Origin of the sequence: Cytobacillus sp. FSL K6-0129 (genome assembly GCF_038007625.1) — a bacterium.
Taxonomy (GTDB): domain Bacteria; phylum Bacillota; class Bacilli; order Bacillales; family Cytobacillaceae; genus Cytobacillus; species Cytobacillus kochii.
The window spans coordinates 2,658,820-2,683,385 of sequence record NZ_JBBOXM010000001.1; the positions used below are offsets into that span (position 1 = coordinate 2,658,820).

Genomic DNA, 24,566 nt, shown 5'->3' on the forward strand with positions numbered 1-24,566 from the left:
CACAAATTGAGGAAATGGAGGGAATATTCAATGTCTACTTTAACAAAAGCTTCAATTGATTGTGCACATTTTATCAATGGGGAATATATACAATCTGCAAGTCGAGAGACATTTGCTAATGTAAACCCTGCTACAGAAGAAATCCTTGGGTCAGTAGCTCTTGGTAGTCAAGAGGAGATTAATCAAGCAGTACTGTCTGCTCGCAAAGCACTAAAAGGGGAATGGGCGAAGATGTCACTAAAGGAACGATCTCAAACGATTCGCAAAATCGGTGACATTATTCTAGAACGAAAAGATGAACTAGCCACACTTGAAACACTCGATACAGGGAAGCCCCTATGGTTATCTAAAAAAGTTGATATTGATCGCGCAGCCAATAATTTTCATTTCTTCGCAGATTATATGACGTCCATAGGAACTGAAGCGTACCAGCAAGATGATGTCGCCATTCATTACGCTATACGTCGCCCTGTTGGAGTAATCGGCCTTATCAACCCTTGGAATTTGCCACTATTTTTAATGACATGGAAACTAGCCCCTGCTTTAGCTGCTGGCAATACGGTCGTGATGAAACCGTCTGAAATTACACCGATGACAGCGACCATTTTAGTTGAGATCTGTCAACAAGCAGGTGTACCTGATGGTGTCGTTAACCTTGTACACGGAATGGGGGAAACTGGTGCTGCACTCACCTCTCATCCCGAAGTTGATGCGATTGCCTTTACAGGAGAGACAATTACTGGAAGCACAATCATGCAGGCAGCTGCCCCAACACTGAAAAAATTATCATTCGAACTCGGAGGTAAAAATCCAAATATTATTTTTGCTGACGCAGACTTAGATGATGTAATAGAAACAACGATTCGCTCAAGCTTCATTAATCAAGGCGAGGTTTGTTTATGCGGTTCAAGAATTTACGTAGAAAGACCGATTTATGAAGAGTTTATCGGTCGTTTCGTTGAAAAAACAAAAACACTTAGCGTGGGTGATCCCTTTGATGACAACACATTTGTAGGCGCATTAGTAAGTAAGGAACATTATGAAAAAGTATTAAGCTATCTTGCAATTGCTAAACAAGAAGGTGGACAATTCGAAACAGGCGGTTCTTCAACCGAGGGACTCAATAAAGGTTATTTTGTAAACCCAACCATTATTACTGGTTTAGGTAAAGACTCACGTTGTGTTCGTGAAGAAATTTTTGGACCTGTTGTAACTGTCATCCCCTTTGATTCCGAAGAAGAAGTTTTAGCACAAGTGAATGATACTCATTATGGTTTAAGCGCCAGTCTGTGGACTACAAACATTAAACGAGCAACAAGAGTAAGCGCGCAAATTGAGGCCGGAATTGTCTGGGTAAATACTTGGTTTTTAAGAGATTTGCGTACGCCGTTTGGTGGTATGAAGCATAGTGGCATTGGTCGTGAAGGTGGCGCGCATAGTTTTGACTTTTACTCTGAACTCACCAATATCACATTAAAAATGTAGGAGGAACTAATATGCCAATCGATACAGTCTTTGATATTAAAAAAGGGTTTCATCACCTGCAAAATGCCTATATCCAGAAAAAAGCTGTGGCACCCTTGTCTGAGATGTCACCAAGCCTCTCGATTGATGATGCTTATCAAGTGCAATTATTACATGTCGAAAACGAACTCAAACAAGGCAAGGTCATTTCAGGTAAAAAAATTGGTTTAACCTCTAAGGCTATGCAAACACAGTTAGGCGTTGACGAACCTGATTATGGTCATCTTTTTCATACAATGTCTGTACAAAATGGGGCCACTATTAAGAAGGGGCAAGTTCTGCAACCGAAAGTAGAAGCAGAAATTGCCTTTAAATTAGCACATGACTTAAAAGGCCCTGGTGTAACAACATTTGATGTGATTCAAGCAACAGAATACATTCTCCCTGCTTTAGAAATTATTGATAGCCGCATAAAAGATTGGCAGATCACACTCGCTGATACGATTGCCGATAATGCTTCATCAGGACTTTATGTATTAGGCAATCAGCCCACCAATTTGGCTGGTATCGATCTCCGGCAAGTTGGGGTTACTTTGTACCAAAATAATGAAATAGCCAATACAGGTGTCGGCATCGCCGTCTTAAACCATCCAGCCAAATGTGTTGCTTGGCTTGCAAATAAACTGGCGCAGTATAACCGATCACTAAAGGCTGGTGAAATCATTTTATCTGGTGCACTTTCGGGTGCTATCGCCGTACAACTTGGTGATTCGTATATAGCAAAATTTTCCGAGCTCGGGGAAGTAAGCATTCATTTTGAAAATTAGAAAGTAGGTGCATAATAATGGAAAGTGTACAAGTGAAAAAACTAGCTAATTATGTTCATCAAGCGGAGAAAGAAAAACGCGTAATCACAAAAATCACATCTGACCTCTATCCCACACTCTCTATCGAAGAAGCTTACCTCATCCAAGAACAATTGGTCACTAATAAAGAAAATGAAGGCTTAAAAATTATTGGTCCAAAAATGGGTATCACGAGTAAAGCAAAAATGAAGCAAATGAACGTCGATAACCCTATATATGGCTTTGTATTCGATAGTATGGTCATTGAAGAAGAGGAACAAATTTCTCTTTCTGATTATATTCATCCGAAAATTGAACCTGAAATCGGTTTTATCTTAAAGGAAGATTTGTATGGGAAGGATATCTCCATTGAAGAAGTATTAAGGAAAACGAAATATGTTTTCCCTGCCATTGAGGTGATTGATAGCCGTTATGAAAACTTCAACTTCACGCTACCAGATGTCATTGCAGATAACACTTCAGCAGCCGGCGCGCTATTCGGTTATAAAATGAGTGATCCAACAAGCCTTTCTCTCAATGTGCTTGGCGTTTCTATTAAAATTAACGGTGAAACAAAAGCATTTGGAACGGGTGCAGCCGTCCTTGGTCATCCAGCTGAATCGGTAGCCAGACTGGCGCAAATGTTATATAAAAAAGGGAAAGCTGTCAAAGCAAACCAACCGATCTTAACAGGTGGGATGACCGAAGCGATTAGAATAAATGCCGGTGACTTTGTTCACGTTGATTATGGTCAACTTGGTCATCTCTCTTTTTCTGTCACACCTTAATAAGAAGGAGGAGCATTATGCCGATTGTAACCATTCAGCTTTTAGAAGGACGAGAAGTGAGTGATATCGAACAGTTAATGACCGATGTCACCAATACTATCAGTCAATCCATCTCTGCCCCAAGGGAAAATATCCGCGTCATCATTCAAGAAACACCGAAAACACATTGGTCCATTGGTGGTGAAAGTGTGCAGAAGTTAAGAGGATAACTATATCTTGCACTGCTCTTTCATCATGGTTTTAAGCCAGGTAGCTACTGAAATTCTATAGAAAATAGGATTTCAGTAGCTTTTCCCCTCCATCTATAAGGCTAGTTCCCTTTAAAAAATCTCCATGAAGTTCTTTCATTCTATTTTTTGAAAAAAATTCACAACTGTGCATATTTATGAGCAATAACCGCATAGGTGATTTTTTTTGCTATTTTGGTAATATGTGGATTTTTTCGATATTGGGCATAAACTGAATTTGGAATAGACAAGAATGCATCAACTTTGCGAATAGTAATATCTACACTGTCAACATGGTTGAAACCTAATTTAGGAATAATCCCAATGCCAATATTGTTAGCAACTGCCTTTAAAAGCATCTCGTTATTATCCACATCGATGCGTGTGAGCCCTTTAACTGATAATAACTTCTCATCGATTATTTTCCACAATTGCGAGTTTCGGCGGAAACTAATAACCGTTTCTTGGTTTAGATGTTGAAGCTGTAATGATTCATATTGATTCAATGGATGATTGCTCGGTAGTAACAGCACTAGCTCATTATGAAACAGAAACTCAGACTCTATATCTGCATTTTCAGTAATTAAATCACGTGAAAAAATAAGATCGACCCCACCCGCTAACAAGCGTTCATTTAAATCAACGGAATCATAACCTTCAATTACCTGAATATCAATATTCCCCATCGATTTAATTGTTTTCAAAAGCTCTACAATAAAGGAGTAGCAATATCCTGGAGAAAAACCAACTCTTATAACAGGTGCTTTCGTCATATTGCTTATCTCTTTTGCTTGAGTCATATAAAGAAGTATTTTTTGTGCATAAGCTTTAAATAATTCCCCTTCACTTGTCAGTACCACCTCATGCCCGATACGTTGAAAAAGCTCGCAGTCTACTATCTCCTCTAGCACTTTCATCCTTGAAGTAACAGTGGGCTGAGTTACATTTAAATAGTTTGCCGCTTTAGAGAAACTTTGCAGTTCAGCAATTGTAAGAAAGGTTAAAAGTTGATACTCATTCAACACGAACGTCTCCTTTTTTCCATTTCATTTTTGTGATGATTTAAAAATGTAAGGGTCTTCATTTCCATTTTATTAATTATATATTAATTTTTTACAAATAAATAATCGTTTGTTCCTTTATATGCAACAAACTAGCATTATATAAAATTAATTTTTTAAATACATAGAAAAGTAAGAAAAAATCAATTGGAGTCTCAGAAAAACGCTATTTATACTAAAGATATAGTAAAAATGGATGGGGGGATGAATACAGGTGGCAGATGATAAACGATTGAGCGAAACCTTACATGACAATGTAGCAATCGTTACAGGGTCTGCTAGAGGGATAGGAAGAGAAATTGCTTACAAACTCTTATCTTCTGGAGCAAAAGTTCTTATATGCGGGACAGAAGATGATAATGCTGATCAAACTGCAAAAGAATTGAAAGCGTTAACAAATAGTGAGGTACGATCGTTCACAGGAGATTTAAGTAAAGAGGCAAATGTAGATGAACTTGTGCATTACACAATAGATACCTGGGGAAAAATTGATATTCTTGTCAATAATGCTGGGGGTGGTGTCATTCTCCCATTTTTAGAGCAAACGCCAACAACATTAACAGCAACAATCGATAGAAACTTATGGACCACTCTCTGGTGTTGCTATAAAGTTTTACCTCATATGGTGCATGAAAAGTACGGGAGAATTATTAATATTGGGGCCGATTCCGTAAGAAATGGATTATGGGATCATGCCGCCTACAATGCAGCAAAAGGTGGCGTTCATGCCTTAACCACTGGACTTGCCAGAGAATTTGCCCTATATGATATTACCGTCAATACCATTGCTCCTCCTGCAGTTGAATGTGAGGGATTAGATCGTATCCGTAAAAGGGATTCAGCATTGGTAGATAAGTATATTGAGATTATCCCTAAAGGAAGAGCTGCCTACAAGGAGGAAGTAGCTGATGCCGTGTGGTATCTCGGCACAAAAGGTGCCTCCTTTGTTACTGGTCAAGTCATCAGTGTTAATGGTGGTAGTAATATGCTCTAAATAAACGAGAAGGAGGTCACGGCTATGAAAGAGATTGTTAGAGATGATATAGAAAAAAATGAGTTTCTAGTACATCGCAGTGTTTTCACAGATAAAGAGATTCTCGCACATGAACGCGCAGAAATTTTTAATAAATGTTGGTTGTTCATTGGACATGAAACAGAAGTTGCGAAACCGGGTGATTATAAAAGAAAAAAAGTTGGTGGCCGGAATTTACTATTGGTCCATAGCCATGATGGGGAAATCCGGGCTTTATATAACACTTGTCCACACCGAGGGGCCCTTGTTTGCCGAGAGAATGAAGGAAATTCTCGTGTATTTCGCTGTTTTTATCATGCTTGGAGCTTTAAAAATGATGGCAAGTTGAATGGCATGCCTGGAAAAGATGGTTTTCCTGAAGATTTCAATGATTGCGGGTCGAAAGATATGAAAGCTGTTCAACGTATTGAAAGCTATCGCGGTTTTATCTTTGTGAATTTTGATTTAAATGCGGTGTCATTAGATGAGTATTTAGCTGGTGCAAAGGAGTATATCGATTTAGCCGTCGATCAATCAGAGTTCGGTCTAGAAGTAATGGGTGGTGTCCAGCAATATAGTGTGAGAGCAAACTGGAAGTTATTAGCCGAAAACAGTGTGGATCTTTATCATGGAATGCCTACACATAAGACTTATTTCGATATTAAGCATGCACAAGATCCTGAGATTCGAAAGGTCAAACTTGAGGGAAAAGGAAAAGATTTAGGCAATGGGCACGCCGTCATGGAATATGTTGCTCCTTGGGGAAGACCGGTTGCACAATGGACGGCTATTTGGAGCAAAGAATTAAAGGGAGATATGGAGAAGATGAAAGAGCGATTAGTTGAACGGTTCGGTGAAGAACGAGCAGAACGAATCGCTAGCTACAACCGAAATATTATTATCTTTCCTAATCTTGTGATTAACGACATTATGGCAATTACCGCAAGAACCTTTTACCCTATCTCACCTGGTTATCTTGAAGTCTCTGGTTATTCTTTGGCCCCAGTAGGAGAAAAAGATACGCATCGCCTTGCGAGGAATAATAATTTCCTAGAATTTCTTGGCCCGGGTGGTTTTGCCACACCAGACGATAATGAAGCATTAGAACTTTGCCAGGAAGCGTATACAAACAACTTTGAAGTAGAATGGAACGATATTTCCAAAGGGATGGTTCGTGGCGAAGACAATGCATTAGCAACAGATGAATTGCAGATGAGAAGTTTTTGGCGACAATATAACAAAATCATTTCTTCAGCCTTAAGGGAAAAGGAGGCTACCTTTTAATGATTATGCAAAGTGATTTGAAGCATGAAGTGATTGACTTTTTATATCATGAGGCGAAATTGCTTGATCAATGGAAGCTAGTCGAATGGGCTAATCTCTTTGCAGAAAACGGTACCTATATCATCCCTCCTATCGGGGAACCGGAGGCAAACCCATTAACGTCCTTATTCTATATACACGATGATCGCGCCAGACTAGAAGAACGTGCGAAAAGACTCCTAAAAAAAGAAGCACATGTTGAATACCCACATTCTACTACTTTAAGAAACTACCACAATATTATCGTAAAGATTGCCAACAACAACACAATTCATGCAGATTGTAACTTCACAACTTACCGTACAAAAAGGGAAGTTCTTGATATTTTTCTTGGCACAGCAAGTTTTGTCTTAAAAGAAAGCAAAAAAGGTTTTATGATCGAGCATAAAAAAGTCGTTCTCCAATTAGACAGTCTAAGACCTCAAGGAAAAATCAGCCTTATTTTATAAAATTTTTTTCATACAAGGAGGAAGTAAAATGGCAAAAACAATCGAAGAAATAATTAATAAGGACGTAGCACAAGAAAGGTTAGAGGCTTATCTTAAAACCGTTGCTCATCTGGGCCATGTTGAAATCACTGTAAACCGCTTTGAAGAATCTCTATGGTTCTTCACTGAGATTATGGGGTTAGTTGTAACGGAACAAACTGAAGAACGAGCCTATTTAAGGGCATGGCAAGATTATGATCACCATACTCTCATCCTACATGAAGGAAAGACATCAGAAGTGAACAGAGTCGGCTGGCGTGTAAGTGCCAAAGAATCGCTTTACCTTTTTGAAAAAGTATTAAAAGAAATGAGTATCGCATTTCAATGGGTTGAGGGAGGAGCAAAAAAAGCATTAGGTGATGCCCTTCATTTTCATTCTCCAGCAGGTGTACCGATTGAGTTGTACTGGGAAAAAGAATTATTTGTTACAGAAGATCCAAAAATTCAATCGCAATTACCTAGTCACCCAAGTAAATATCGTTCATACGGTGTATCTCCACGCAGATTCGATCATGTGAATATCATGGTAGACGATGTTAAGAAAGAACAAGAATGGTGGACGGAGCTTTTAGGTATTCACCACCGTTATTATATTGAAAATGCAGCTGATGTCCGCCTCGGATCATGGTTAAGCCGTACGAACATCGCTCATGAAGTTGCTTTTATGAGGAATGCCAACCAAGATGGAGCTAAATTTCATCATCTTGCCTATTATTTAGACTCTCCCGATGAACTCATTCGTGCAGCAAACATTATGGCAGAAAACGGTTTAAAAATTGAATGGGGTCCTGGGAAACACGGGACGAGTGGTGCACAATTCATCTACGTATTTGAACCATCCGGTCACCGAGTAGAAATCTGGACTGGCGGAATGCTCATCTTCTCTCCTGACTGGGAACCGATTCAATGGACCTCTGAGGTCGGTGAGTTAGGACTTGAAATGTGGGGAAGTAAACCACCTGAAACGTATTTTACTTATGGTACAAAACTTGGGAAATAAGAAAATGTTACCAATTAGTAGAGGAGCCACAAACTAATGGAAAATCTATTCAAGGTTGACTTTCATACACATGTTATTTCTGAAGACTTCCTAAACTTAGCGGAAAAATATGAGGATGAACGCTGGCCGATTGTGAGCAAAACTTGCAGTTGTGGAGCAAACATATTAGTCAACGGGAAGAACTTTAGAGAAATTACCGACCAAGCATGGGACCCCAAAAAGCGGATTGAAGATATGGAGCGAGAGGGCATTGATCTGCAAGTACTTTCTCCCATTCCTGTCACCTTCAGTTATTGGTCCGACCCTGAAAAAGGTCTTGAGCTTGCACAGTTCCAAAACAATTTTATCGCTTCCCTTGTCAATCAACACCCTAGAAAATTCGTCGGGCTAGGTACTGTCCCCCTTCAAGATACAGTCCTTGCTATTAACGAAATGAAACGACTCCATCAGGAATTGAATCTTAAGGGCATTGAAATTGGCAGTAATGTGAATGGCAGGAATTTAGATGACCCTACCTTAGAGCCTTTTTTTGCCGCTGCCCATGAGCTAGGTGTACCTTTATTTGTTCATCCTTGGGATACTTTAGGGAAAGAACGCCTCCAAAAGCAGCAATTTATGTATATGGTTGGCATGCCTTCTGAAACCGCACTTGCTGCTGGCAGTATTATTATGAGTGGGCTGCTTGACCGCTATCCGAATTTAAAAATCTGCTTTGCCCATGGGGGTGGCTCACTTCCTTATCTCATCCCGAGATTAGACCAAGGATATCAAGTATGGCCACATATAAGGCAAACAACAAAACCACCGAGTGCCTATATTCAGAAGCTTTATTACGACGCCCTAGTTTATGACAAAGACAATTTAGCATTGATGATTGAGCGACTTGGAGCTGATCAAATCATCGCAGGCTCTGATTATCCCTTTTTATTACGTGAAACACCCTCAGGGAAAACGATTGATCAAGTGGTAAATCTCAAAGATGAAGATAGAAGAAAAATGCATGGATTGAATGCGATGAAATTTTTAGGTTTAAACATCAATGACTACAAAGCGACTAAGGAATCAGTGATAGAAAGATAAATTTGTTTACATGGTAACACCCCACAGAACAAAGTATTTCTACAGCTCTGTGGGGTGCTTTGTTGTTCATATCAATCTCGTAAAAACAACCATTGTCCCAGGAATCGCGATAATCATTATACTGAAAAGGATAATTAATACTTGGTTCGCGCTCAATTGCCACATTCCTAAAGACCCTTGTCCAGTAATTAAGAATAATATCAAAATAACAACAAACAAAATAAAATAATTCGCAGTCATTGCCTTACCAATAATTGCTTTTGCTCGTTCATCCCTAGGAAAAATATGCGGAGATAAATATGCAAAGAAAAGTTGACTCACACCCAATGCCAAGATCATGACAGAATCAACAAACTCCCCTCGAGCAAAATCTTCATAAGAAAAATAAATTCCTAAAATAGTTAGTAACACACCTAAACTTAAGTACAGATAACGATTTTCTTTCGCTTTACCTACCATCTTCCCCACTTCCTTTCAAAACAATCTAGATAATCATGCATTTGTTTATCCATATTAAATGTTAAGTTTACTTTACAATAACTGATTATGCAGAGCAAGGTACATTTGATCGTTCCGTGTACTTGATACACCGTTTTAATGAAATCTCTGTGAGCACAGAACCCCTATTTTTGCGGGAATGGATTGAATTAAATGGATGAAGATATTGTGAGTAGTTTTATCATGTCGGTCGCTTCACCTCAGTGAATCTGTACTTGCTTTAGGCTAGGTGTTTTGGCAGATAACTTTCCTTTTGTAATGTGATTTACTGCTTTCATGCAAAAGAACGAATGTATCTATTGATGTATTGCGCTTATTTTGGCTTTCCACGCAATTGTGCTCGGACTTCCTTTCGCTTTTGCGTACATTTTGGATTTACGCGCAATTGCGCTCGGGCTTCCTTCGGCTTCTGCGTGTATTTTGGCTTTGCGCGCAATTCTGCTTGACTTCCTTTCGCTTTTGCGCGTATTTTGGTTTTGCGCGCAATTCTTCTCAGACTTCCTTTCGCTTTTGCGCGTATTTTGGTTTTACGCGCAAGTCGGATTCATGCTCAATAAATTTTGTCTTTCTTGATGTGATTCAGTAGAATCTTCCATTATCAGATACGCTGTTGAACCTAGTTAAGTACGCAGCAAAAGAATAATTATTTTTCTTATTTCATTATTTTTTTATTGAAAAACAATAAATAACCTGTTAAAGTAACATTAATAAAATTCGGAGGTATCCATTCATGTTTTTTTCCATACAACAGCTCGTACGATTTGGTTGGTCACAGGCGTTATCTTGTATTTTTCCAGTTGTTATTTTTGCATCATTGGCGATTACGCAGATCATCCCCCTCCCTCTATTACCAAGATACGATTGGCTCCTGCTCATTTGTATAGTGACTCAGTGGTTAATGATTCGCTCTGGACTTGAAACAAAAGATGAGTTGAAAGTCATCACTCTTTTTCATATCATTGGGTTGGCATTGGAGATCTTCAAAGTACATATGGGGTCATGGGCTTATCCAGAGGAAGCTTACTCGAAGGTTTTCGGGGTTCCCTTGTATAGTGGCTTTATGTATGCAAGTGTGGCGAGTTATTTATGTCAGGCTTGGCGAAGACTAGATGTTAAATTGATCAAATGGCCACCTTTTATATTGTCAGTGCCACTCGCTACAGCTATCTATTTAAACTTTTTCACTCATCATTTCTGGATTGATATACGTTGGTGGTTGGGCGCGGCTGTAATAGTTGTATTCTTCAGGACTGCGGTAGCGTATAAAGTTGGTCACAAGTTTTACCATATGCCACTGGCCCTCTCGTTTGTACTCATCGGCTTCTTTATTTGGATTGCTGAAAATATTGCCACCTACTTTGGGGCGTGGCAATATCCAAACCAAACAGAAGCATGGAGTTTAGTTCATTTAGGAAAAGTAAGTTCATGGCTCTTACTTGTTATCGTGAGTTTTCTGATTGTCGCGACTTTGAAAAGAGTGAAGGAAAAGCAACCTACCCTCCGATTAAAAGTGGATGATTATGAATCACTTCACTCTAACAGATTAGGAGAAAACTAAACATATTTGCTCACACTTCTTAATCATTTTGTTTCCACTTGTGTGGGCATTCCCTGTTTGCCCACACTTCCTGCTCATTTGGTACCCTCTTGTGTGGGCATTCCTAATTTGCCATACTTCTTACTCATTTTGTACCCGCTCGTGTGAGTATTACCTATTCACTCATACTTCCTGCTAATTTCGACTCATATTATGTGCTCATTCCCATTCCACTTGATCAGTCTACCCGCTTGGCTTTATCTTTCTTTACCTCTTGACTTATTTTATTTTGCCAACCTCCCTTTTTAGAACCCGCTGGTACCACGAAAAAGCACGAACAAAAAAATTTGCTCGTGCCTCCAATTTATCTAGATAAAAATCCTTTAGAGATTGTTTTAAAGATCTCCATACCTGACATAGCCCCGTAGCTGGCCTTTGTGTTTTTGGTTGGCGAGAGTGGTGTAATGAACGGGTGGTTAGATTTGATTAGTAGTGGACGGTCGAGTACAATTAGTTCTCCTGCTTCTACTCCCTTTTGTACCTCTACTGTATGGTCGAGTTTCATCCCTGTATCCAACTGTCTTCGTTCGACATAACCTCCAGCACCAAGGATATAACTCACTTGTTTTTTATCTGTGTGTTTAATCGTTTTTACGGGAACAGTCGTTGCTCCCTGTACTTCATTGGTAACGATTTTTACGTTGACATGCTGGCCAAAAACGCTTGTTCCATCTTCTGGCTCGGTTAATTGTACCGTATACAAGTAGCTATTCTCCTTGCCAATCTCTGGTGTTTCTTCTGGATATACGGAAACGGTATCAATAGTCCCTTCTAATTGTTTATTACTATTTTCATAAGTAATCAGGACCTTCATGCCCGGTAAGATTTGTTGCACTTCATCCTCTGTTAATTCCCCTTCGATTTTTTGCTCGTTAGAGATGATTGTGAGAATCGGATTTTCAAGCGTATGCTTTAGTTCCTTTACCGTTCCTGAAATCATGCTTTCTGCAGTGAGTTCTATCATGCTTGAATCAGCTGCGGTTAGCATTTCTTCGTATTTCTCGACTTCACTTTCCAACTTACTTTTATCCAATTCTTTATTCTCTATATCGCGAGCGATCGATTGTTGTATATACGCTGTGCTATCAAAGGGCTCTACTTGTACAATAATTGAATCATCATTTGGGGTCTGCAATTGCTGACTCGTACCTGTTGACGAAGCTGGCATTGTGTTTGATGTGGCAAGTAACTGTTCCATCTGAGAAATATGCTGATCTAAACTCGCCACTTCCTGATTGAGACGATCGATTTCCATTTGAAAAGCACTCTTTGTTTCATTAATATTTTGTGGGGAATATTCAAGTACGGCTGTTCCTGGTTCTACTGCCTGACCTTTTTCCACAAGAAAGCCCTGAAAACTCCCTTTATCTTGATCGTGGTAGAAAAACTGCTCTTCCTTTGGCATAAACATACCAGCAACAGGTAGCGTTTCTATTAAATCCTGTTCGTTGGCAACGGTCCATTTTGAAATATAGTTTACGCGGTTAATCTCTTTTTCACTTGTAAATATAAGTGTGATATTCAAAGCAATGAATAACGTAATCACTGCTGCTATCAAAAGCTTCCATTTCAGCTTCATGAGAGAACCCCTTCTTAAATAATATTTTCGAATTTAATGTATGAAAGTAAGGATGATATAACTGCAACAAATAAATAAAAACCTATTAAAGTCCAAATAATAAAACGTGGGGATCGCTCAGATAAGTGGCGATAATACTTATATGTAAGAATGATAGCCCATACTTTGAATAACGTAATATTGGCTAGAAAGAATATAATGAGCTCAATCGAAGTAAACGTTTGGGCGATAATTCCTAGTGAAAATATATTCGATTCAGCACTGATTCCTAAAAACAAATGTACTGGAATGAAAACTAATTTTTCTATTAAAAATATCATCGTAATAATCAGTTGTACAAATAATAATTTACGATAATCTACTTCTAATATGGTCCAAAAAAAGAGTGAAGGAATAAAGATAGCTAATAATATCCAGATGAGTCCCCATGTTACCTGTCCCACAGCAAAAAAAGTTTGATAGGCTTCATATCCACTCCTCGTTAAATCCGGCAATGATCTTGAAACATACTCACTACCTATACCGAAAAAAGCTGAAATGCCTGCAATAATGATACTCGCTAAAGTAAGCCAAACAACCGGTTTCCATAAACCGACAACTTCCTCCTCTTTTCCCAATTGATAAGCGACAAATTGCGGCTGTTTCAATCCACGGAAAAGAGGTACTCGTTCACTCATACTATGTCCCCCAAGCCAAAAATTTCTAGTCTATTTATATTGTAACTGAAAAATCATATATTTGAATAGTTTAAAGGTACCATTAAGGCACGAAAAACCCTTTTATGTCAAGGTTCGACACGATTCGTCATCTATCGTTCTTTTTACATAAATAGACCGATTAAGAAATGGATATTTTCGTTTGATTAAAGAGTATATTTTTACGAAAGCCGTTCTTTCCATAATCCTGCGGGCGGCTTCAACCTTTGCCTAGAAAATGGTATAATGGAGGAATGCTAAAAAGGTACAATAATTGATGTGAATGGAGTGAAGGCTATGGATAATGGGATTCCTGAGCGTTTTTTAGAGCCGTTAGAGGATATGGCACGCAAAGTGAAGGAAGAGCTAGACGCACACGCAGCTACTGATCAAGCACTTGTGCAAAAAGGATTAATTCTATACCGTCAAGGGCTCGTGAAGCAGATTCGCTATGAGTCACACTCCATCACAGCAGCTGTATTAGATGTAAACCGAGTCCAAGTGTCCCTTAATATAGAAGATTATCATATAAGTCGTTGTTCTTGTCCTGCGGAAGATACTTGTAGACATATGATGGCGGTATTCTTTTATCTGTTAGCGAAAAATAACAGTGTTTCTAATTGGATAGAGAGTTGGCGTGCCCCCATTAAGGAACGGAAGACCTTAGCAGACCTTGGCTTGAAGCGCGCACGTGACCTTATGCAAACGAACCCAACAAAACAACCTGATTATGATAATTGGATTCGTACCTTTACAGAGAATTTCCAGCAAATTATGTATCAATCTGGACAATATCCAAAGCCATACGTCGTTTCTGATTTATTTTATATTTATTTACGAAAAATAAATGCCTATGCTCCTATAAAAAAAGAATGGAAATTGCTATACCAATTAATTGGTAGCATGCATACATTTATGCTACTCGAACAATTTGCCACTGAATGTAAACATAGTGAAAAGGAGATAGAACGCCATTATCTCCACCTTTTTCAAGACTTAATGGAAGAGTCCTCTGTCATGATGGAAAGACTTTCCCAGCAAACAGTCCCATTTGCCTTTGATCCATTTATCGAACGGTTAAGAAATGAAGCAACAGCCTTAATAGACCACCGTTCTGAGATAGTTCAATTTGAAAGAATTCAACTATACCGTAGACTTTGGACACAATTTTTCAAACAAAAGAGTTGGCGTGAAGAAGAGTTAGAGAAACTACGTACACTATATGAAACTGATGCCTCGCTATCATGTACTATCGGCATGGCCCATTTACATTTTTTACTACATGATGATCAAAAAGTGTTTCAATTGATCGATGAGGGCGATTATGATTATACACCTTATTTCTTTTATTGGATATATCAACTAAATGCTCAAAAAGAATGGAAACGTGCAGAACAATATATCGAAACACTCCTTCCTTATGCAATTAAATACTTAGAGGAAGAAGATGACTTTCATAAATGCTCAGACCTCGTAAAAATGGTTTTAGAGGTCATTACACCTTATTGCCAACAAACAAAACGGAATGACTTATACGAAAAAGTTTTAACTGAAACATTACCTTATAGCTTTTATTATTACGATGATTTCTTATATGAATATGAACAATGGGAGAAATGGGTTGATCTCCAAGCACTGCTCAGCATCCGACTCACTGACATTTCACAAGAGCGGCTAGAGCGTCTTGAAAAAGCAGAGCCCACATTGCTACTTCCCTTATACCATCAAGCAATCCAACACGATATCCATTTAAAAAGTCGTGAGCAATACCGTCAAGCAGTGAAGAAAATGCAAAAACTTCGTTCACTTTATGAAGAATTATCATTGGCTAGTGAATGGGAACAATTCCTAGAGGAGCTGTTAGAAAGCACAAAACGACTACGTGCTTTTCAGGAAGAATGTAAAAGAGGGAAACTAATTCATGCTTAAAACGAGGATGATCTCCATACAAATAAATATGATTAAAGCGGATGCCTTTTTCATTTTTGCTAAAGATGATAAGGAAAGAACGATACCTCCTGTTGACTGGAAGCCCATGCTTTTTTACTCTCATAGCGAAAGCTTCTTTGGCACGATGATTAATGAAAAAACTATCGATGGTATCAGTGGTTTTCTTTTAGATAGTTGGGAGATTGTTACATTATTTTCCAACGAGCAGTTTAATCGTTTTATTCATTGGAAATGGGATGAAACAGCTGAGATTCTACTAGCTGCTGCTCCAATCCTCAAAGATTGCATCGATGAGCGTCAATGGATGCCCGATTTTGACGCTTGGGAAAGTGACCACTTTCGCTGGGCATTGCCAGCTGATGTCATTAATGAATTTCACCCTGATTTTTGGGAACAGTCATTGTTAGATGAACCAATCAAACCGATGATTCAGCAACTCTTCCATCATGCCCTTGACCATTATTTACAAAAAAACAAGCAGGCGAAAGCGGCGTTCGGAGAGAAGCTACTTGCTTTACGCAACGAATATCTCTCTGCACGAGCATTAGCTGCGTATTTTGATGAAGAAAAGTGGCAGGAATGGATAGGGATAAAAGAAATTCCTACACCATTTTCACTCGGGATTAAACTTGAGGAGCCAGCAGAAGATGACCTCACATGGTCCCTTTCCGTATTTTTAAGAGGAAGAGAAAATCCAGATCTCTTTGTTGATTACAAAGATGAAGGGAATTATCCTCCTGGTTGGCTCGATTACGAGGGGGAAGTAGACAAGGAAATGATTCGTATTCTCGAGATGTTTCCATGGTTAGAAGGAAAGAAACAACAATTGACCACTCAACTTACAGAAGAAGAAGCATGGTTATTCTTAACTGAAGCGAGTGAGACCTTACTTGCTCTTGACGTTGAAATCCTTCTCCCTTCTTGGTGGCAAGCAATGAAAAAGGCAAGCATGAATGTAAAGGCAAAGGTTAAAGCATCAAGCAGTCACAGGCCATCCTTTGTTGGATTGCAGGCTATGCTTGATTATGATTGGCGCTTCTCGATGAATGGTGTCGAACTATCTGAAGAAGAATTTCGGCAAATGGTTGAAGAGAAACGTCGCCTTGTATATATTCGCGGCCGATGGATTAAGCTTGATCCCCATTTTGTAAAGCATATTCAAAGTTTAATGAAGAAAGCCGAGCAAGAAGGACTTCATGTCCGGGATTTAATCGAACAAGAATTGCTTGGTGGGGAAAAAGATGAAGATCAAGCACAAAGCCAACGGGCATTCGCAAAAGTACAAATAGAATTAAATCGTCAATGGAGGAAAATGGTTAATCAACTACGGAATATTCATGATATCCCCATTGAGCCTATTCCAGCTGGATTGGCAGGCGACTTACGACCATATCAAAAACTCGGCATGAGCTGGTTATTATTTTTACGTTCGTTTAAATTTGGTGCCATCCTTGCTGATGATATGGGACTTGGAAAAACGATCCAATTGATTTCATATATACTGGCAGTAAAAGAGCAAGAGGACGGAAACCATACACAACCTGCCCTAATTGTCTGTCCTACTTCTGTTTTAGGAAATTGGCAAAAGGAATTTGAAAAGTTTGCCCCTGATTTAAATGTTTATCTTCATTACGGTTCTTATCGTGCCAAAGGAAAAGTATTAGAAAAAGCAGTGAAGGAAGCAGATGTTGTGCTTACCTCGTATGGACTAACTCACTTAGATATTGATAGCCTAAAGGAAATCGAATGGAGTTCTGTAAGTATTGATGAGGCACAGAATATTAAAAATGCACAAACAAAGCAATCGCAAGCCGTCAGGCAATTACAGGGAACGCATCATATCGCCTTGACAGGAACACCCATGGAGAACCGTCTCTCTGAGCTTTGGTCCATTTTTGACTTTACCAACCATGGTTACCTTGGTAGTCTAGGTGCTTTTCATAAACGCTTTGTTCTTCCGATTGAAAAAGACCAGGATGAGGAAAAAGTTAAACAACTGCAAGCATATATTCGTCCCTTCCTTTTACGCAGAACGAAGAAAGATGAAGAAGTGGCGTTAAATCTGCCCGACAAGCTCGAACAGAAGGAATACTGTCCACTCACTTCAGAACAGGCTGCTCTTTATGAGCAATTGGTGCAAGATACATTTGCGCAGATTGAAAAGCTAACTGGTTTTGAAAGAAAGGGTCTTATCTTACAGTTACTTAGTCGCCTAAAGCAATTATGTAATCACCCAGCTCTCTATTTAAAGGAAAAAGTCGAAAATCATGCATTAATTTCCCGCTCTTCAAAATTAGAGAAACTTGATGAATTAATTGCTGCTGTCCACGAGCAAGGAGAAAGCTGCTTAGTGTTTACGCAATACATCGAGATGGGTCATATGATTCAGCAACTGCTTGAGAAGAAATATGGCTTTGAAGTCCCTTTTTTAAATGGCAGTGTGCCTAAAGGGAATCGTGATATCATGATTGAACGTTTCCAAAACAAGGAGTTCCCGGTCTTTCTTTTATCATTAAAAGCTGGTGGAACGGGGCTAAACCTTACCGCTGCAAACCACGTCATTCATTATGACCGCTGGTGGAATCCTGCTGTTGAAAATCAAGCGACTGACCGCGCTTATCGAATTGGGCAGAAACGATTTGTCCATGTCCATAAGTTAATATGCACAGGAACATTAGAAGAAAAAATTGACCGCATGCTTGATCAGAAGCAATCACTTAATGAACAAATTATTCAAAGCGAAGCCTGGCTAACAGAATTATCTACGGATGAGTTACGCGATTTGATCTTGCTGTCATAGTGTGTTGAAAAAGCTGCCTTATTCGGGCAGCTTCTTCTTTTTAAACCTTTAATTCCTGCTTACCTTTCTTATGATTACTTAAGAAGATAACCGCTTCGTTACACATAAATAGCGTTTGCTTCAATAACGGATCATTGATGGGAGTAGTTCTTTGGATGGGTGTGCGTTGTTGGAAGGAAACACGGTGGAAATCTTTAGAAGTTGGATTTGAGATTAATTGGAGGGCATCGTAAAAACTAATCGGACATAGAACTTCTTTTCTTTGGTAGACAAGAGGTTCATTCATAACTTCACCTCCTCTCTATAGGTATTTATGACCATTTCGACAAAGTTTGCTGAATATCCTTTTGGAAAATGGTTGTTTTTACTTTTTTAATTAGATGGCAGTTCGGATGGCAGTTCGCAAATGTGATGGCATGTCTGTATGGGTTGTGTTACGCTCTCATTTTTGTTTTTGCTTCTGAGGGACTTGCTAAACCTATTTGCGTGGCGCTCTGCTCTGGGTTTTCTTCTGAATGACTCACAAACTCTATTTGCAGGGCGCTCAGCTCTGGGTTTTCTTCTGAATGACTCACAAACTCTATTTGCAGGGCGCTCAGCTCTGGGTTTTCTTCTGAGTGACTCTCAAATCCTATTTGCTACGCGCTCAGCTCTTGGTTTTCTTCTGAGTGACTCTCAAACTCTATTTGCTACGCGCTCAGCTCTGGGTTTTCTTCTGAGTGACTCTCAAATCCTATTTGCTACGCGCTCAGCTCTTGGTTTCCTTCTGAATGACTCTCAAACTCTATTTGCAAGGCGCTCAGCTCTGGGTTTTCTTCTGAATGACTCACAAACACTATTTGCTACGCGCTCAGCTCTTGGTTTCCTTCTGAATGACTCACAAACACTATTTGCAAGGCGCTCAGCTCTTGGTTTTCTTCTGAATGACTCACAACTCCTATTTGCTACGCGCTCAGCTCTAGTTTCCCTTCTAAGAGACTTGCTAATACCACTAACCCTTATTTTCATTTAACTACTGTATTGCCCCCTCACCCATTTCTAGTCTTTTCTATACGTAATAAATAAGAGCCTAGCAATCTGCTAGACTCTTACGCTTATTTAGAACCCTATTTTACCACCAATCACAGGTTTTCCTGGTGCAATTGGGTTTGTTGGTAGTGGATTCGGTGCTTTAATGCCACCTCCGCTACCTGGTAGTGTTGGTTTCACAACATTTCCAGGCTTTTCTGGAGAAATCGGGAATTGGTTGTTTGGTCCGTCTCCATTAGGTGCTTCTTCTCCTTCACCTAATTTGTATAATTCCACTGTTTGTACCGTTTTGTTGCCTGCAATGTCAATTGCCTCGAACGTAAATTCATTTGCTCCGTCTTGTAATTCAAGCTCAATATCTGCCACAACATGTTCAAAGCTTCTCATTTCATAAGGTTCTTGGAATTCTTTGAAATAAACCTCATCGCCATCTAAATAAAGACGAATTTGATCAAAATTATCGGCTACTCTTACATCCACAACTGGATTTTCAGCATCATGTTCAATATATTCACTTTCAGGTAATCCAAGTACCTCAACCTCTGGTGCGGTTGCATCTACTAAAATTGTTCGTTTGAACTGGGCCACATTCCCTGCTGCATCGACTGCCTTAATGGCAAAGGAAGGTGCACCGTCTTCAGAATGAAGAATTGTATCAAAAGTATATTGTTTCTTCTCTTGATCATAAGTCAGTTCTACTTCCTCACCTGCAATAGTAAATTCACTAATCTCAGATTCATCAGTAATGGTACCAGTAAATTGAATATCATTTGTATTCACTGTGCTTAAAGCTTCGGGAGTCGTTAAACGAACGGTTGGTGCCTTTTGATCGGCAGGTTTCACTTCTAGCTCCTTCGTTGTTACATTGCCCGCATAGTCAAATGCTTGTACAGTTACAGTCGAACCAACCTCTAATGGTTCTGAGAATGTATATTCCTCTGTATCCCCTGCAAGCGGTGTTTCTAATACAGACTCACCATCTACTAAAATATCAAGATAAGATACGCCAGAACCTTTTTCATGATCTGATGCATTAATCGTTAACTTTTTATTACCTTCAGTCACTTTGAAAGCCAATTCCGGTGCCTTTGTATCAATGATAACCGGAATTTTTACTGACTGCCATTCGGCATCAGGGAAGTCAATGACAGATTTAATTTCAAAATAATACTTACCATCTGCAGCAAGTTTATTTTTTACTTTCCCATCCCATTTCCATGCTGAGTTAATTTTGTAATAACTACCTTGACCAGCGTCATAATAGTCTTTTCTCAGATCATTGTCTGTTCTCAACTTGCGCAATTGCTTACCATCTTCATCTAATACATTAAATACCACTTGATGGGCATTTCTCAAGAATGATAGAGCAGGAATGATGGCATCTTGTACACCATCTCCGTTTGGAGAAATTGCTACTTTATCCGCTTTATATGCATCAGCTATCGGGTCATAACCAAGATAATAGTAACTGTCGCCAGATTCATAAACAGCACCACCCATACCATAGAAGGATGATTCATCATACTTTAATCCATCTAATATCGGGGATTGATCCCATTCACCTTTGAATCCTACATATGGTACAGAAAGTTCTGGGTGAGTATCTGCTGAATCAGTTAATGTCACATACCCCTCCACAAAATAACCGTTCGGAAATACTTCATCAACATCAACTGGTGTTGTCCAATTACCCGTTTGGCTCGGTTCAACTACTTGTGCATCACTTACATCGGCTTGAACGGTAAACGTAACTGTTTCTCCTGCAGGAACAGTAATTTCAGCCGATTCTTGACCATCAACAGTGACCTCAACATTCAATAATTCTTGTGCTTCAAGTTCATTTGGATTCCAGCCTAATTCTCCATATGCAGCAAAATCTGTTTGGATATTCGCAGCTGCGTCATAAGTGACGTCTTCATCACTAAAGTTTTCTGCTTGCAATGTGAACTCAAAAGTATCCCCAACTTCTTTTAAGGCCACCTTTGCCTCATCCGTTTCTACCTCTGTTACAACGACTGGTGTAGAAAGAGCTGAGTGCAATTGCATGATGCCCGATCCTTGTCTACGAGGTGAATAAGGAACATCCCACTCAAGTGACTCATTAACAAGGCCTTGATCATCGATTGGTTGAGATGTGTTCATCATAATATTTTTCGCTGTATATACACGATCATAACCAGTTAAATCAAAGTCAGCATCTACTCTTTGTAGAACGAGTGCTGCACCACCAGACACATGTGGAGCTGCCATGGATGTACCACTCATCATGCCGTATTGGCCATTTTCTAATGTCGAGTAAATTTGCCCACCAGGCGCCGTAATTTCAGGCTTAAAGTCTAAGTTCGGTGTCACACCCCATGAAGTGAAGGCACTCATCTTGCCTGCTTCAGGGTTTGGTGCTGTTGTTTTTTCACCAGTAAAAGTAAATGTTACTTCTTCTCCAGCACGAAGCGCTTCAACAATTGGATCACCATTCACTTTTGGCATAAATAATTGTGGAATTGTAATAGCTGGATCTGACTGCATATTGACGAAACCATCTGTATTATTATAGATAATTACGCCAACAGCACCTGCCGCTTGTGCATTTATCGCCTTATCAACGAATGACAATTCTCCACGTTGAATCATTGCATATTTCCCTGCAACTTCTGTTAATTGATCAGGGTAGCCAAGTCCTCCATCTGCAACATCGAACGTTTTTGTGTCGACATCGTTAGGGTGCTTGTCACCAGCTGAAAGAAATGGAGCATCCACCTCTTCGCCATTTATATTCACCTTAATGGCATCGAGATCCATAAATGAATTCTCAGAAGATGCCACTTGTAATGAATCTGTGTATACTCCTGGCGAACCAACTACACCAAAGTCCGGATTTTCTGGCGTTGGGTTGGCAAAGCCATTACCAAAATGAGCAGAGTTACCAGCTGAAATAGACATAAGGACGCCATTATCAACTGCTCGCTCAATCGCTTTATATTCGGCAGATTCTGGCGAGACAAATCCTGCTGTTGACCCAAGACTCATATTTAATACGTCCGCTCCTAAAATAATCGCATCATCAATGGCTTTTACATAGATATCTCCATATGTAGAACCGAATTCAGGATCGTTACCAAATACTTTCAAACCGAGAATTTGCGCTTCCGGTGCAATACCTTTAATTCCACCATCTTCTTCATCTCCATTTGCGCCTACTGTCCCTGATACGTGCATACCATGCATACTTGCTCCTTCAGCCACATCACCGATTACTTCGTCTTCATCCATATAATTGTAAGCATATGGTACTTTTTCAGTATAATAGCTTCCCGGTAGCTCGTTATCTGCTTTTATTCTATTAACCTTAGATTCTGTTAAATCGACTTCCGTCTCATCTGATAAAATCATATCTTGATGATCTGGATCAATACCTGTATCAATAACCCCGACAACCATACCGTTGCCTTTGTAGCCATATTCTCTCCAAGCCTCTTGAGCTTGTACCAATTCTTTACTGTAAACCATGTCAGGTTTTTCCTCTGGGCGTTCATATTCATTCACTATTTCAACAGAGGATACATTTTTTACTTCTTTAATTTTCTCAATATCCCCATACATTACATCTGCACTAAATCCATTCACAACTGTTGTGAAACTTTCATGTTCGACGAGCTTCACTTTGTTGTCTTTAACTTTTTGCTTAACCGATTTTTGTTCTGCTAGTTTCTCGTTTGTCAGTTTCTTTTTCGTTGCTGCGGGTAGTTCTTTAAATGTTTTTTTTGTTTTCTGTGCGTATGCAATGGTCGGCTCACTATCCATTTCGACAATTACACGAACAATATCAGACTTCTTATATTGTTCCTCGGCATCCGTTTTTTCTATTTTTTGTAGATTGAGCTGATTTTCTTTCCCTTTAGTATTTTCTACCTTCTTCTCAGGTACTGCTGCTGACACTGACCCAGAGAAAATAAGTAAAAAGGCCATTAATACGACAAGAATCCTGCTTTTTTTCAACATTCAACTCCCCCTCTGTAAATAAAATTCAGAATTTTTCGTTTCTCTATTAAATTAACATAAGGAAAAATTTAGTTTTAGAGTACTAAAGTACCAATTTATGCTAATTTGCCTAGTAAAATATAATTATTTTATAATTCGAAATATTTTTTATTAATAAACCATTCACATATACCCACTTTTTCCTCTCTCAAAATAAAAACAAACGGGAAATCATAAATGGTATAGTGGAGAAATGTAACTATAACAAGCGCACTTGTTTTCAGCATAAAAAGGTAAAGGAAACGAAAAATGATATATTGTCATGGTCCTATTCTGCTAAGTCTGTTATTGCACCCTTTTGCTACAATGCTTTTAGCCTTCCTATTTGAGTGTGGGGTTTCTCCATTCTCCACTTGCTTCCTTATTTTGTTGACTTCAAAATTTACTTTTAAATATCCTATACGTCCTAATACTTACAAGAAAAAAACAGTGCGATAGGCACTGCTTCAAGTTGGGGATATTATGAGGATGTTCATTGATTCTTTCTAATAGAAGGTAATAAGGGGATAAAAGTAAATTGAGGTTCCTTTAAGCTCTTTTTCTTCCTCTATCATACGATTCTTTCAATATACATTCTAATTGTGCCAGTCTACTCTCCATCTCACTCATTCGATAGTTTGCATTACCAAGCATTTTGATAAGACTCTCTATGAGTGTTTCCATCACTTTTTGTTCTTGAGTCATCTGGATTCATCTCCTCCCTTTGTTGTTTTTCTTTCTTTCGATTATCGAGGAAACGTACTTGCTCGACAATCACTTCCATCACATACTTCCTTTTTCCATCCTTTTCATATGATCTTGATTGTAATCTGCCAACAACACTTATAAGTGACCCTTTCGTACAATACTGAACGAGATTTTCCGCAGATTTATGCCAAAGTGTACATTGAATAAAATCAGTTTCTATCTCTCCATTTTGATTGCGAAATTGACGATTGACCGCAACCGTTATATTTGCCACCGACCTTCCATCTGATACAAGTCTTAAATCCGGCTCTTTCGTTAACCTTCCAACAATGCCAACTTGATTCATCATCCTCCTCCTTTCTGACACTAGGTTAATATAGCTTGTATAACTTGTAAAAAAACGGA

General features: G+C 39.1%; 20 protein-coding genes. 12 read left to right on the forward strand and 8 right to left on the reverse strand.

The window, feature by feature from the left end; genetic code table 11:
• Nucleotides 1–30: 30 nt before the first annotated feature.
• From MHI57_RS13300 to MHI57_RS13315, 4 genes are read left to right on the forward strand one after another with little or no spacing between them, the layout of a single operon-like run.
• A complete protein-coding gene (locus MHI57_RS13300) occupies nucleotides 31–1,485 on the forward strand; it encodes an aldehyde dehydrogenase (RefSeq protein ID WP_340976771.1) in 1,455 nt (484 codons plus the stop codon).
• A gap of 11 nt (nucleotides 1,486–1,496) precedes the next feature.
• Entirely contained in the window at nucleotides 1,497–2,291 is a 795-nt protein-coding gene (locus MHI57_RS13305) for a 2-keto-4-pentenoate hydratase (RefSeq protein WP_340976773.1), read from the forward strand.
• A gap of 17 nt (nucleotides 2,292–2,308) precedes the next feature.
• On the forward strand, nucleotides 2,309–3,097 hold the full coding sequence (locus MHI57_RS13310; protein WP_340976775.1) for a 2-keto-4-pentenoate hydratase: 789 nt from the start codon (nucleotides 2,309–2,311) through the stop codon (nucleotides 3,095–3,097).
• Between the two features lie 17 nt (nucleotides 3,098–3,114).
• Nucleotides 3,115–3,306 carry a 4-oxalocrotonate tautomerase gene (locus tag MHI57_RS13315; RefSeq protein WP_328198296.1) on the forward strand — a complete coding sequence of 64 codons (192 nt, stop codon included), beginning with the start codon at nucleotides 3,115–3,117 and terminating at the stop codon, nucleotides 3,304–3,306.
• A 158-nt stretch (nucleotides 3,307–3,464) separates the two neighbouring features.
• On the opposite strand, the gene MHI57_RS13320 is transcribed toward MHI57_RS13315, so the two are convergent.
• The gene (locus tag MHI57_RS13320; protein ID WP_340976778.1) at nucleotides 3,465–4,346 is read right to left on the reverse strand and encodes a LysR family transcriptional regulator; all 882 of its coding nucleotides are present in this window, start codon (nucleotides 4,344–4,346) and stop codon (nucleotides 3,465–3,467) included.
• A 253-nt stretch (nucleotides 4,347–4,599) separates the two neighbouring features.
• On the opposite strand from MHI57_RS13320, the gene MHI57_RS13325 reads away from it, so the two are divergent.
• From MHI57_RS13325 to MHI57_RS13345, 5 genes are read left to right on the forward strand one after another with little or no spacing between them, the layout of a single operon-like run.
• A complete protein-coding gene (locus MHI57_RS13325; protein WP_340976779.1) occupies nucleotides 4,600–5,379 on the forward strand; it encodes an SDR family NAD(P)-dependent oxidoreductase in 780 nt (259 codons plus the stop codon).
• Nucleotides 5,380–5,403: 24 nt separating this feature from the next.
• Nucleotides 5,404–6,681 carry an aromatic ring-hydroxylating oxygenase subunit alpha gene (locus tag MHI57_RS13330; RefSeq protein WP_328198299.1) on the forward strand — a complete coding sequence of 426 codons (1,278 nt, stop codon included), beginning with the start codon at nucleotides 5,404–5,406 and terminating at the stop codon, nucleotides 6,679–6,681.
• Nucleotides 6,681–7,169: an aromatic-ring-hydroxylating dioxygenase subunit beta gene (locus MHI57_RS13335; protein ID WP_340976784.1), complete on the forward strand. Its 489-nt coding sequence runs from the start codon at nucleotides 6,681–6,683 to the stop codon at nucleotides 7,167–7,169. Before MHI57_RS13330 ends, MHI57_RS13335 begins: the two co-directional genes overlap by 1 nt.
• A 28-nt stretch (nucleotides 7,170–7,197) precedes the next feature.
• Nucleotides 7,198–8,208, forward strand: coding sequence for a VOC family protein (locus tag MHI57_RS13340; RefSeq protein WP_340976786.1), 1,011 nt, complete (start codon nucleotides 7,198–7,200; stop codon nucleotides 8,206–8,208).
• A 36-nt stretch (nucleotides 8,209–8,244) separates the two neighbouring features.
• Nucleotides 8,245–9,288, forward strand: a complete 1,044-nt coding sequence (locus MHI57_RS13345; RefSeq protein WP_340976788.1) for an amidohydrolase family protein — start codon at nucleotides 8,245–8,247, stop codon at nucleotides 9,286–9,288.
• Between the two features lie 66 nt (nucleotides 9,289–9,354).
• On the opposite strand, the gene MHI57_RS13350 is transcribed toward MHI57_RS13345, so the two are convergent.
• Nucleotides 9,355–9,747 carry a hypothetical protein gene (locus tag MHI57_RS13350; RefSeq protein WP_340976790.1) on the reverse strand — a complete coding sequence of 131 codons (393 nt, stop codon included), beginning with the start codon at nucleotides 9,745–9,747 and terminating at the stop codon, nucleotides 9,355–9,357.
• Between the two features lie 769 nt (nucleotides 9,748–10,516).
• Here MHI57_RS13350 and MHI57_RS13355 point away from each other — a divergent pair.
• Complete coding sequence (locus MHI57_RS13355) at nucleotides 10,517–11,344, forward strand: DUF817 domain-containing protein (RefSeq protein WP_322909826.1); 828 nt, start codon at nucleotides 10,517–10,519, stop codon at nucleotides 11,342–11,344.
• Between the two features lie 343 nt (nucleotides 11,345–11,687).
• On the opposite strand, the gene MHI57_RS13360 is transcribed toward MHI57_RS13355, so the two are convergent.
• Both MHI57_RS13360 and MHI57_RS13365 read right to left on the reverse strand, forming a co-directional pair.
• Nucleotides 11,688–12,962 (reverse strand): efflux RND transporter periplasmic adaptor subunit, encoded by a 1,275-nt coding sequence (locus tag MHI57_RS13360; RefSeq protein ID WP_095371629.1) that lies wholly within the window; start codon nucleotides 12,960–12,962, stop codon nucleotides 11,688–11,690.
• 14 nt (nucleotides 12,963–12,976) lie between these two features.
• Entirely contained in the window at nucleotides 12,977–13,639 is a 663-nt protein-coding gene (locus MHI57_RS13365; protein WP_095371628.1) for a hypothetical protein, read from the reverse strand.
• 315 nt (nucleotides 13,640–13,954) lie between these two features.
• Between MHI57_RS13365 and MHI57_RS13370 the strand changes: the two genes are divergently transcribed.
• Nucleotides 13,955–15,586 (forward strand): SWIM zinc finger family protein, encoded by a 1,632-nt coding sequence (locus MHI57_RS13370; protein ID WP_322909827.1) that lies wholly within the window; start codon nucleotides 13,955–13,957, stop codon nucleotides 15,584–15,586.
• Nucleotides 15,579–18,407, forward strand: a complete 2,829-nt coding sequence (locus MHI57_RS13375) for a DEAD/DEAH box helicase (RefSeq protein WP_340976796.1) — start codon at nucleotides 15,579–15,581, stop codon at nucleotides 18,405–18,407. The genes MHI57_RS13370 and MHI57_RS13375 overlap by 8 nt, the downstream gene beginning before the upstream one ends.
• 40 nt (nucleotides 18,408–18,447) lie before the next feature.
• Here the strand turns inward: MHI57_RS13375 and MHI57_RS13380 are convergent, their stop codons facing one another.
• The 4 genes from MHI57_RS13380 to MHI57_RS13395 all read right to left on the reverse strand — a co-directional run bounded on the left by MHI57_RS13380 (nucleotide 18,448) and on the right by MHI57_RS13395 (nucleotide 24,507).
• Nucleotides 18,448–18,693 (reverse strand): hypothetical protein, encoded by a 246-nt coding sequence (locus MHI57_RS13380; RefSeq protein ID WP_340976798.1) that lies wholly within the window; start codon nucleotides 18,691–18,693, stop codon nucleotides 18,448–18,450.
• A gap of 148 nt (nucleotides 18,694–18,841) precedes the next feature.
• Nucleotides 18,842–18,982 (reverse strand): hypothetical protein, encoded by a 141-nt coding sequence (locus MHI57_RS13385; protein WP_340976799.1) that lies wholly within the window; start codon nucleotides 18,980–18,982, stop codon nucleotides 18,842–18,844.
• 523 nt (nucleotides 18,983–19,505) lie between these two features.
• Complete coding sequence (locus MHI57_RS13390; RefSeq protein WP_340976801.1) at nucleotides 19,506–23,435, reverse strand: S8 family serine peptidase; 3,930 nt, start codon at nucleotides 23,433–23,435, stop codon at nucleotides 19,506–19,508.
• A 661-nt stretch (nucleotides 23,436–24,096) separates the two neighbouring features.
• Nucleotides 24,097–24,507: a single-stranded DNA-binding protein gene (locus tag MHI57_RS13395; protein ID WP_307318234.1), complete on the reverse strand. Its 411-nt coding sequence runs from the start codon at nucleotides 24,505–24,507 to the stop codon at nucleotides 24,097–24,099.
• Nucleotides 24,508–24,566 lie beyond the last annotated feature (59 nt).

What these genes read in the sequence shown, in the direction of transcription:
- MHI57_RS13300 (WP_340976771.1), top strand. Translation starts at nt 31, where the DNA reads ATGTCTACTTTAACAAAAGCTTCAATTGATTGTGCACATTTTATCAAT.
- MHI57_RS13305 (WP_340976773.1), top strand. Translation starts at nt 1,497, where the DNA reads ATGCCAATCGATACAGTCTTTGATATTAAAAAAGGGTTTCATCACCTG.
- MHI57_RS13310 (WP_340976775.1), top strand. Translation starts at nt 2,309, where the DNA reads ATGGAAAGTGTACAAGTGAAAAAACTAGCTAATTATGTTCATCAAGCG.
- MHI57_RS13315 (WP_328198296.1), top strand. Translation starts at nt 3,115, where the DNA reads ATGCCGATTGTAACCATTCAGCTTTTAGAAGGACGAGAAGTGAGTGAT.
- MHI57_RS13330 (WP_328198299.1), top strand. Translation starts at nt 5,404, where the DNA reads ATGAAAGAGATTGTTAGAGATGATATAGAAAAAAATGAGTTTCTAGTA.
- MHI57_RS13335 (WP_340976784.1), top strand. Translation starts at nt 6,681, where the DNA reads ATGATTATGCAAAGTGATTTGAAGCATGAAGTGATTGACTTTTTATAT.
- MHI57_RS13340 (WP_340976786.1), top strand. Translation starts at nt 7,198, where the DNA reads ATGGCAAAAACAATCGAAGAAATAATTAATAAGGACGTAGCACAAGAA.
- MHI57_RS13345 (WP_340976788.1), top strand. Translation starts at nt 8,245, where the DNA reads ATGGAAAATCTATTCAAGGTTGACTTTCATACACATGTTATTTCTGAA.
- MHI57_RS13350 (WP_340976790.1), bottom strand. Translation starts at nt 9,747, where the DNA reads ATGGTAGGTAAAGCGAAAGAAAATCGTTATCTGTACTTAAGTTTAGGT.
- MHI57_RS13355 (WP_322909826.1), top strand. Translation starts at nt 10,517, where the DNA reads ATGTTTTTTTCCATACAACAGCTCGTACGATTTGGTTGGTCACAGGCG.
- MHI57_RS13360 (WP_095371629.1), bottom strand. Translation starts at nt 12,962, where the DNA reads ATGAAGCTGAAATGGAAGCTTTTGATAGCAGCAGTGATTACGTTATTC.
- MHI57_RS13365 (WP_095371628.1), bottom strand. Translation starts at nt 13,639, where the DNA reads ATGAGTGAACGAGTACCTCTTTTCCGTGGATTGAAACAGCCGCAATTT.
- MHI57_RS13370 (WP_322909827.1), top strand. Translation starts at nt 13,955, where the DNA reads ATGGATAATGGGATTCCTGAGCGTTTTTTAGAGCCGTTAGAGGATATG.
- MHI57_RS13375 (WP_340976796.1), top strand. Translation starts at nt 15,579, where the DNA reads ATGCTTAAAACGAGGATGATCTCCATACAAATAAATATGATTAAAGCG.
- MHI57_RS13380 (WP_340976798.1), bottom strand. Translation starts at nt 18,693, where the DNA reads ATGAATGAACCTCTTGTCTACCAAAGAAAAGAAGTTCTATGTCCGATT.
- MHI57_RS13390 (WP_340976801.1), bottom strand. Translation starts at nt 23,435, where the DNA reads ATGTTGAAAAAAAGCAGGATTCTTGTCGTATTAATGGCCTTTTTACTT.
- MHI57_RS13395 (WP_307318234.1), bottom strand. Translation starts at nt 24,507, where the DNA reads ATGAATCAAGTTGGCATTGTTGGAAGGTTAACGAAAGAGCCGGATTTA.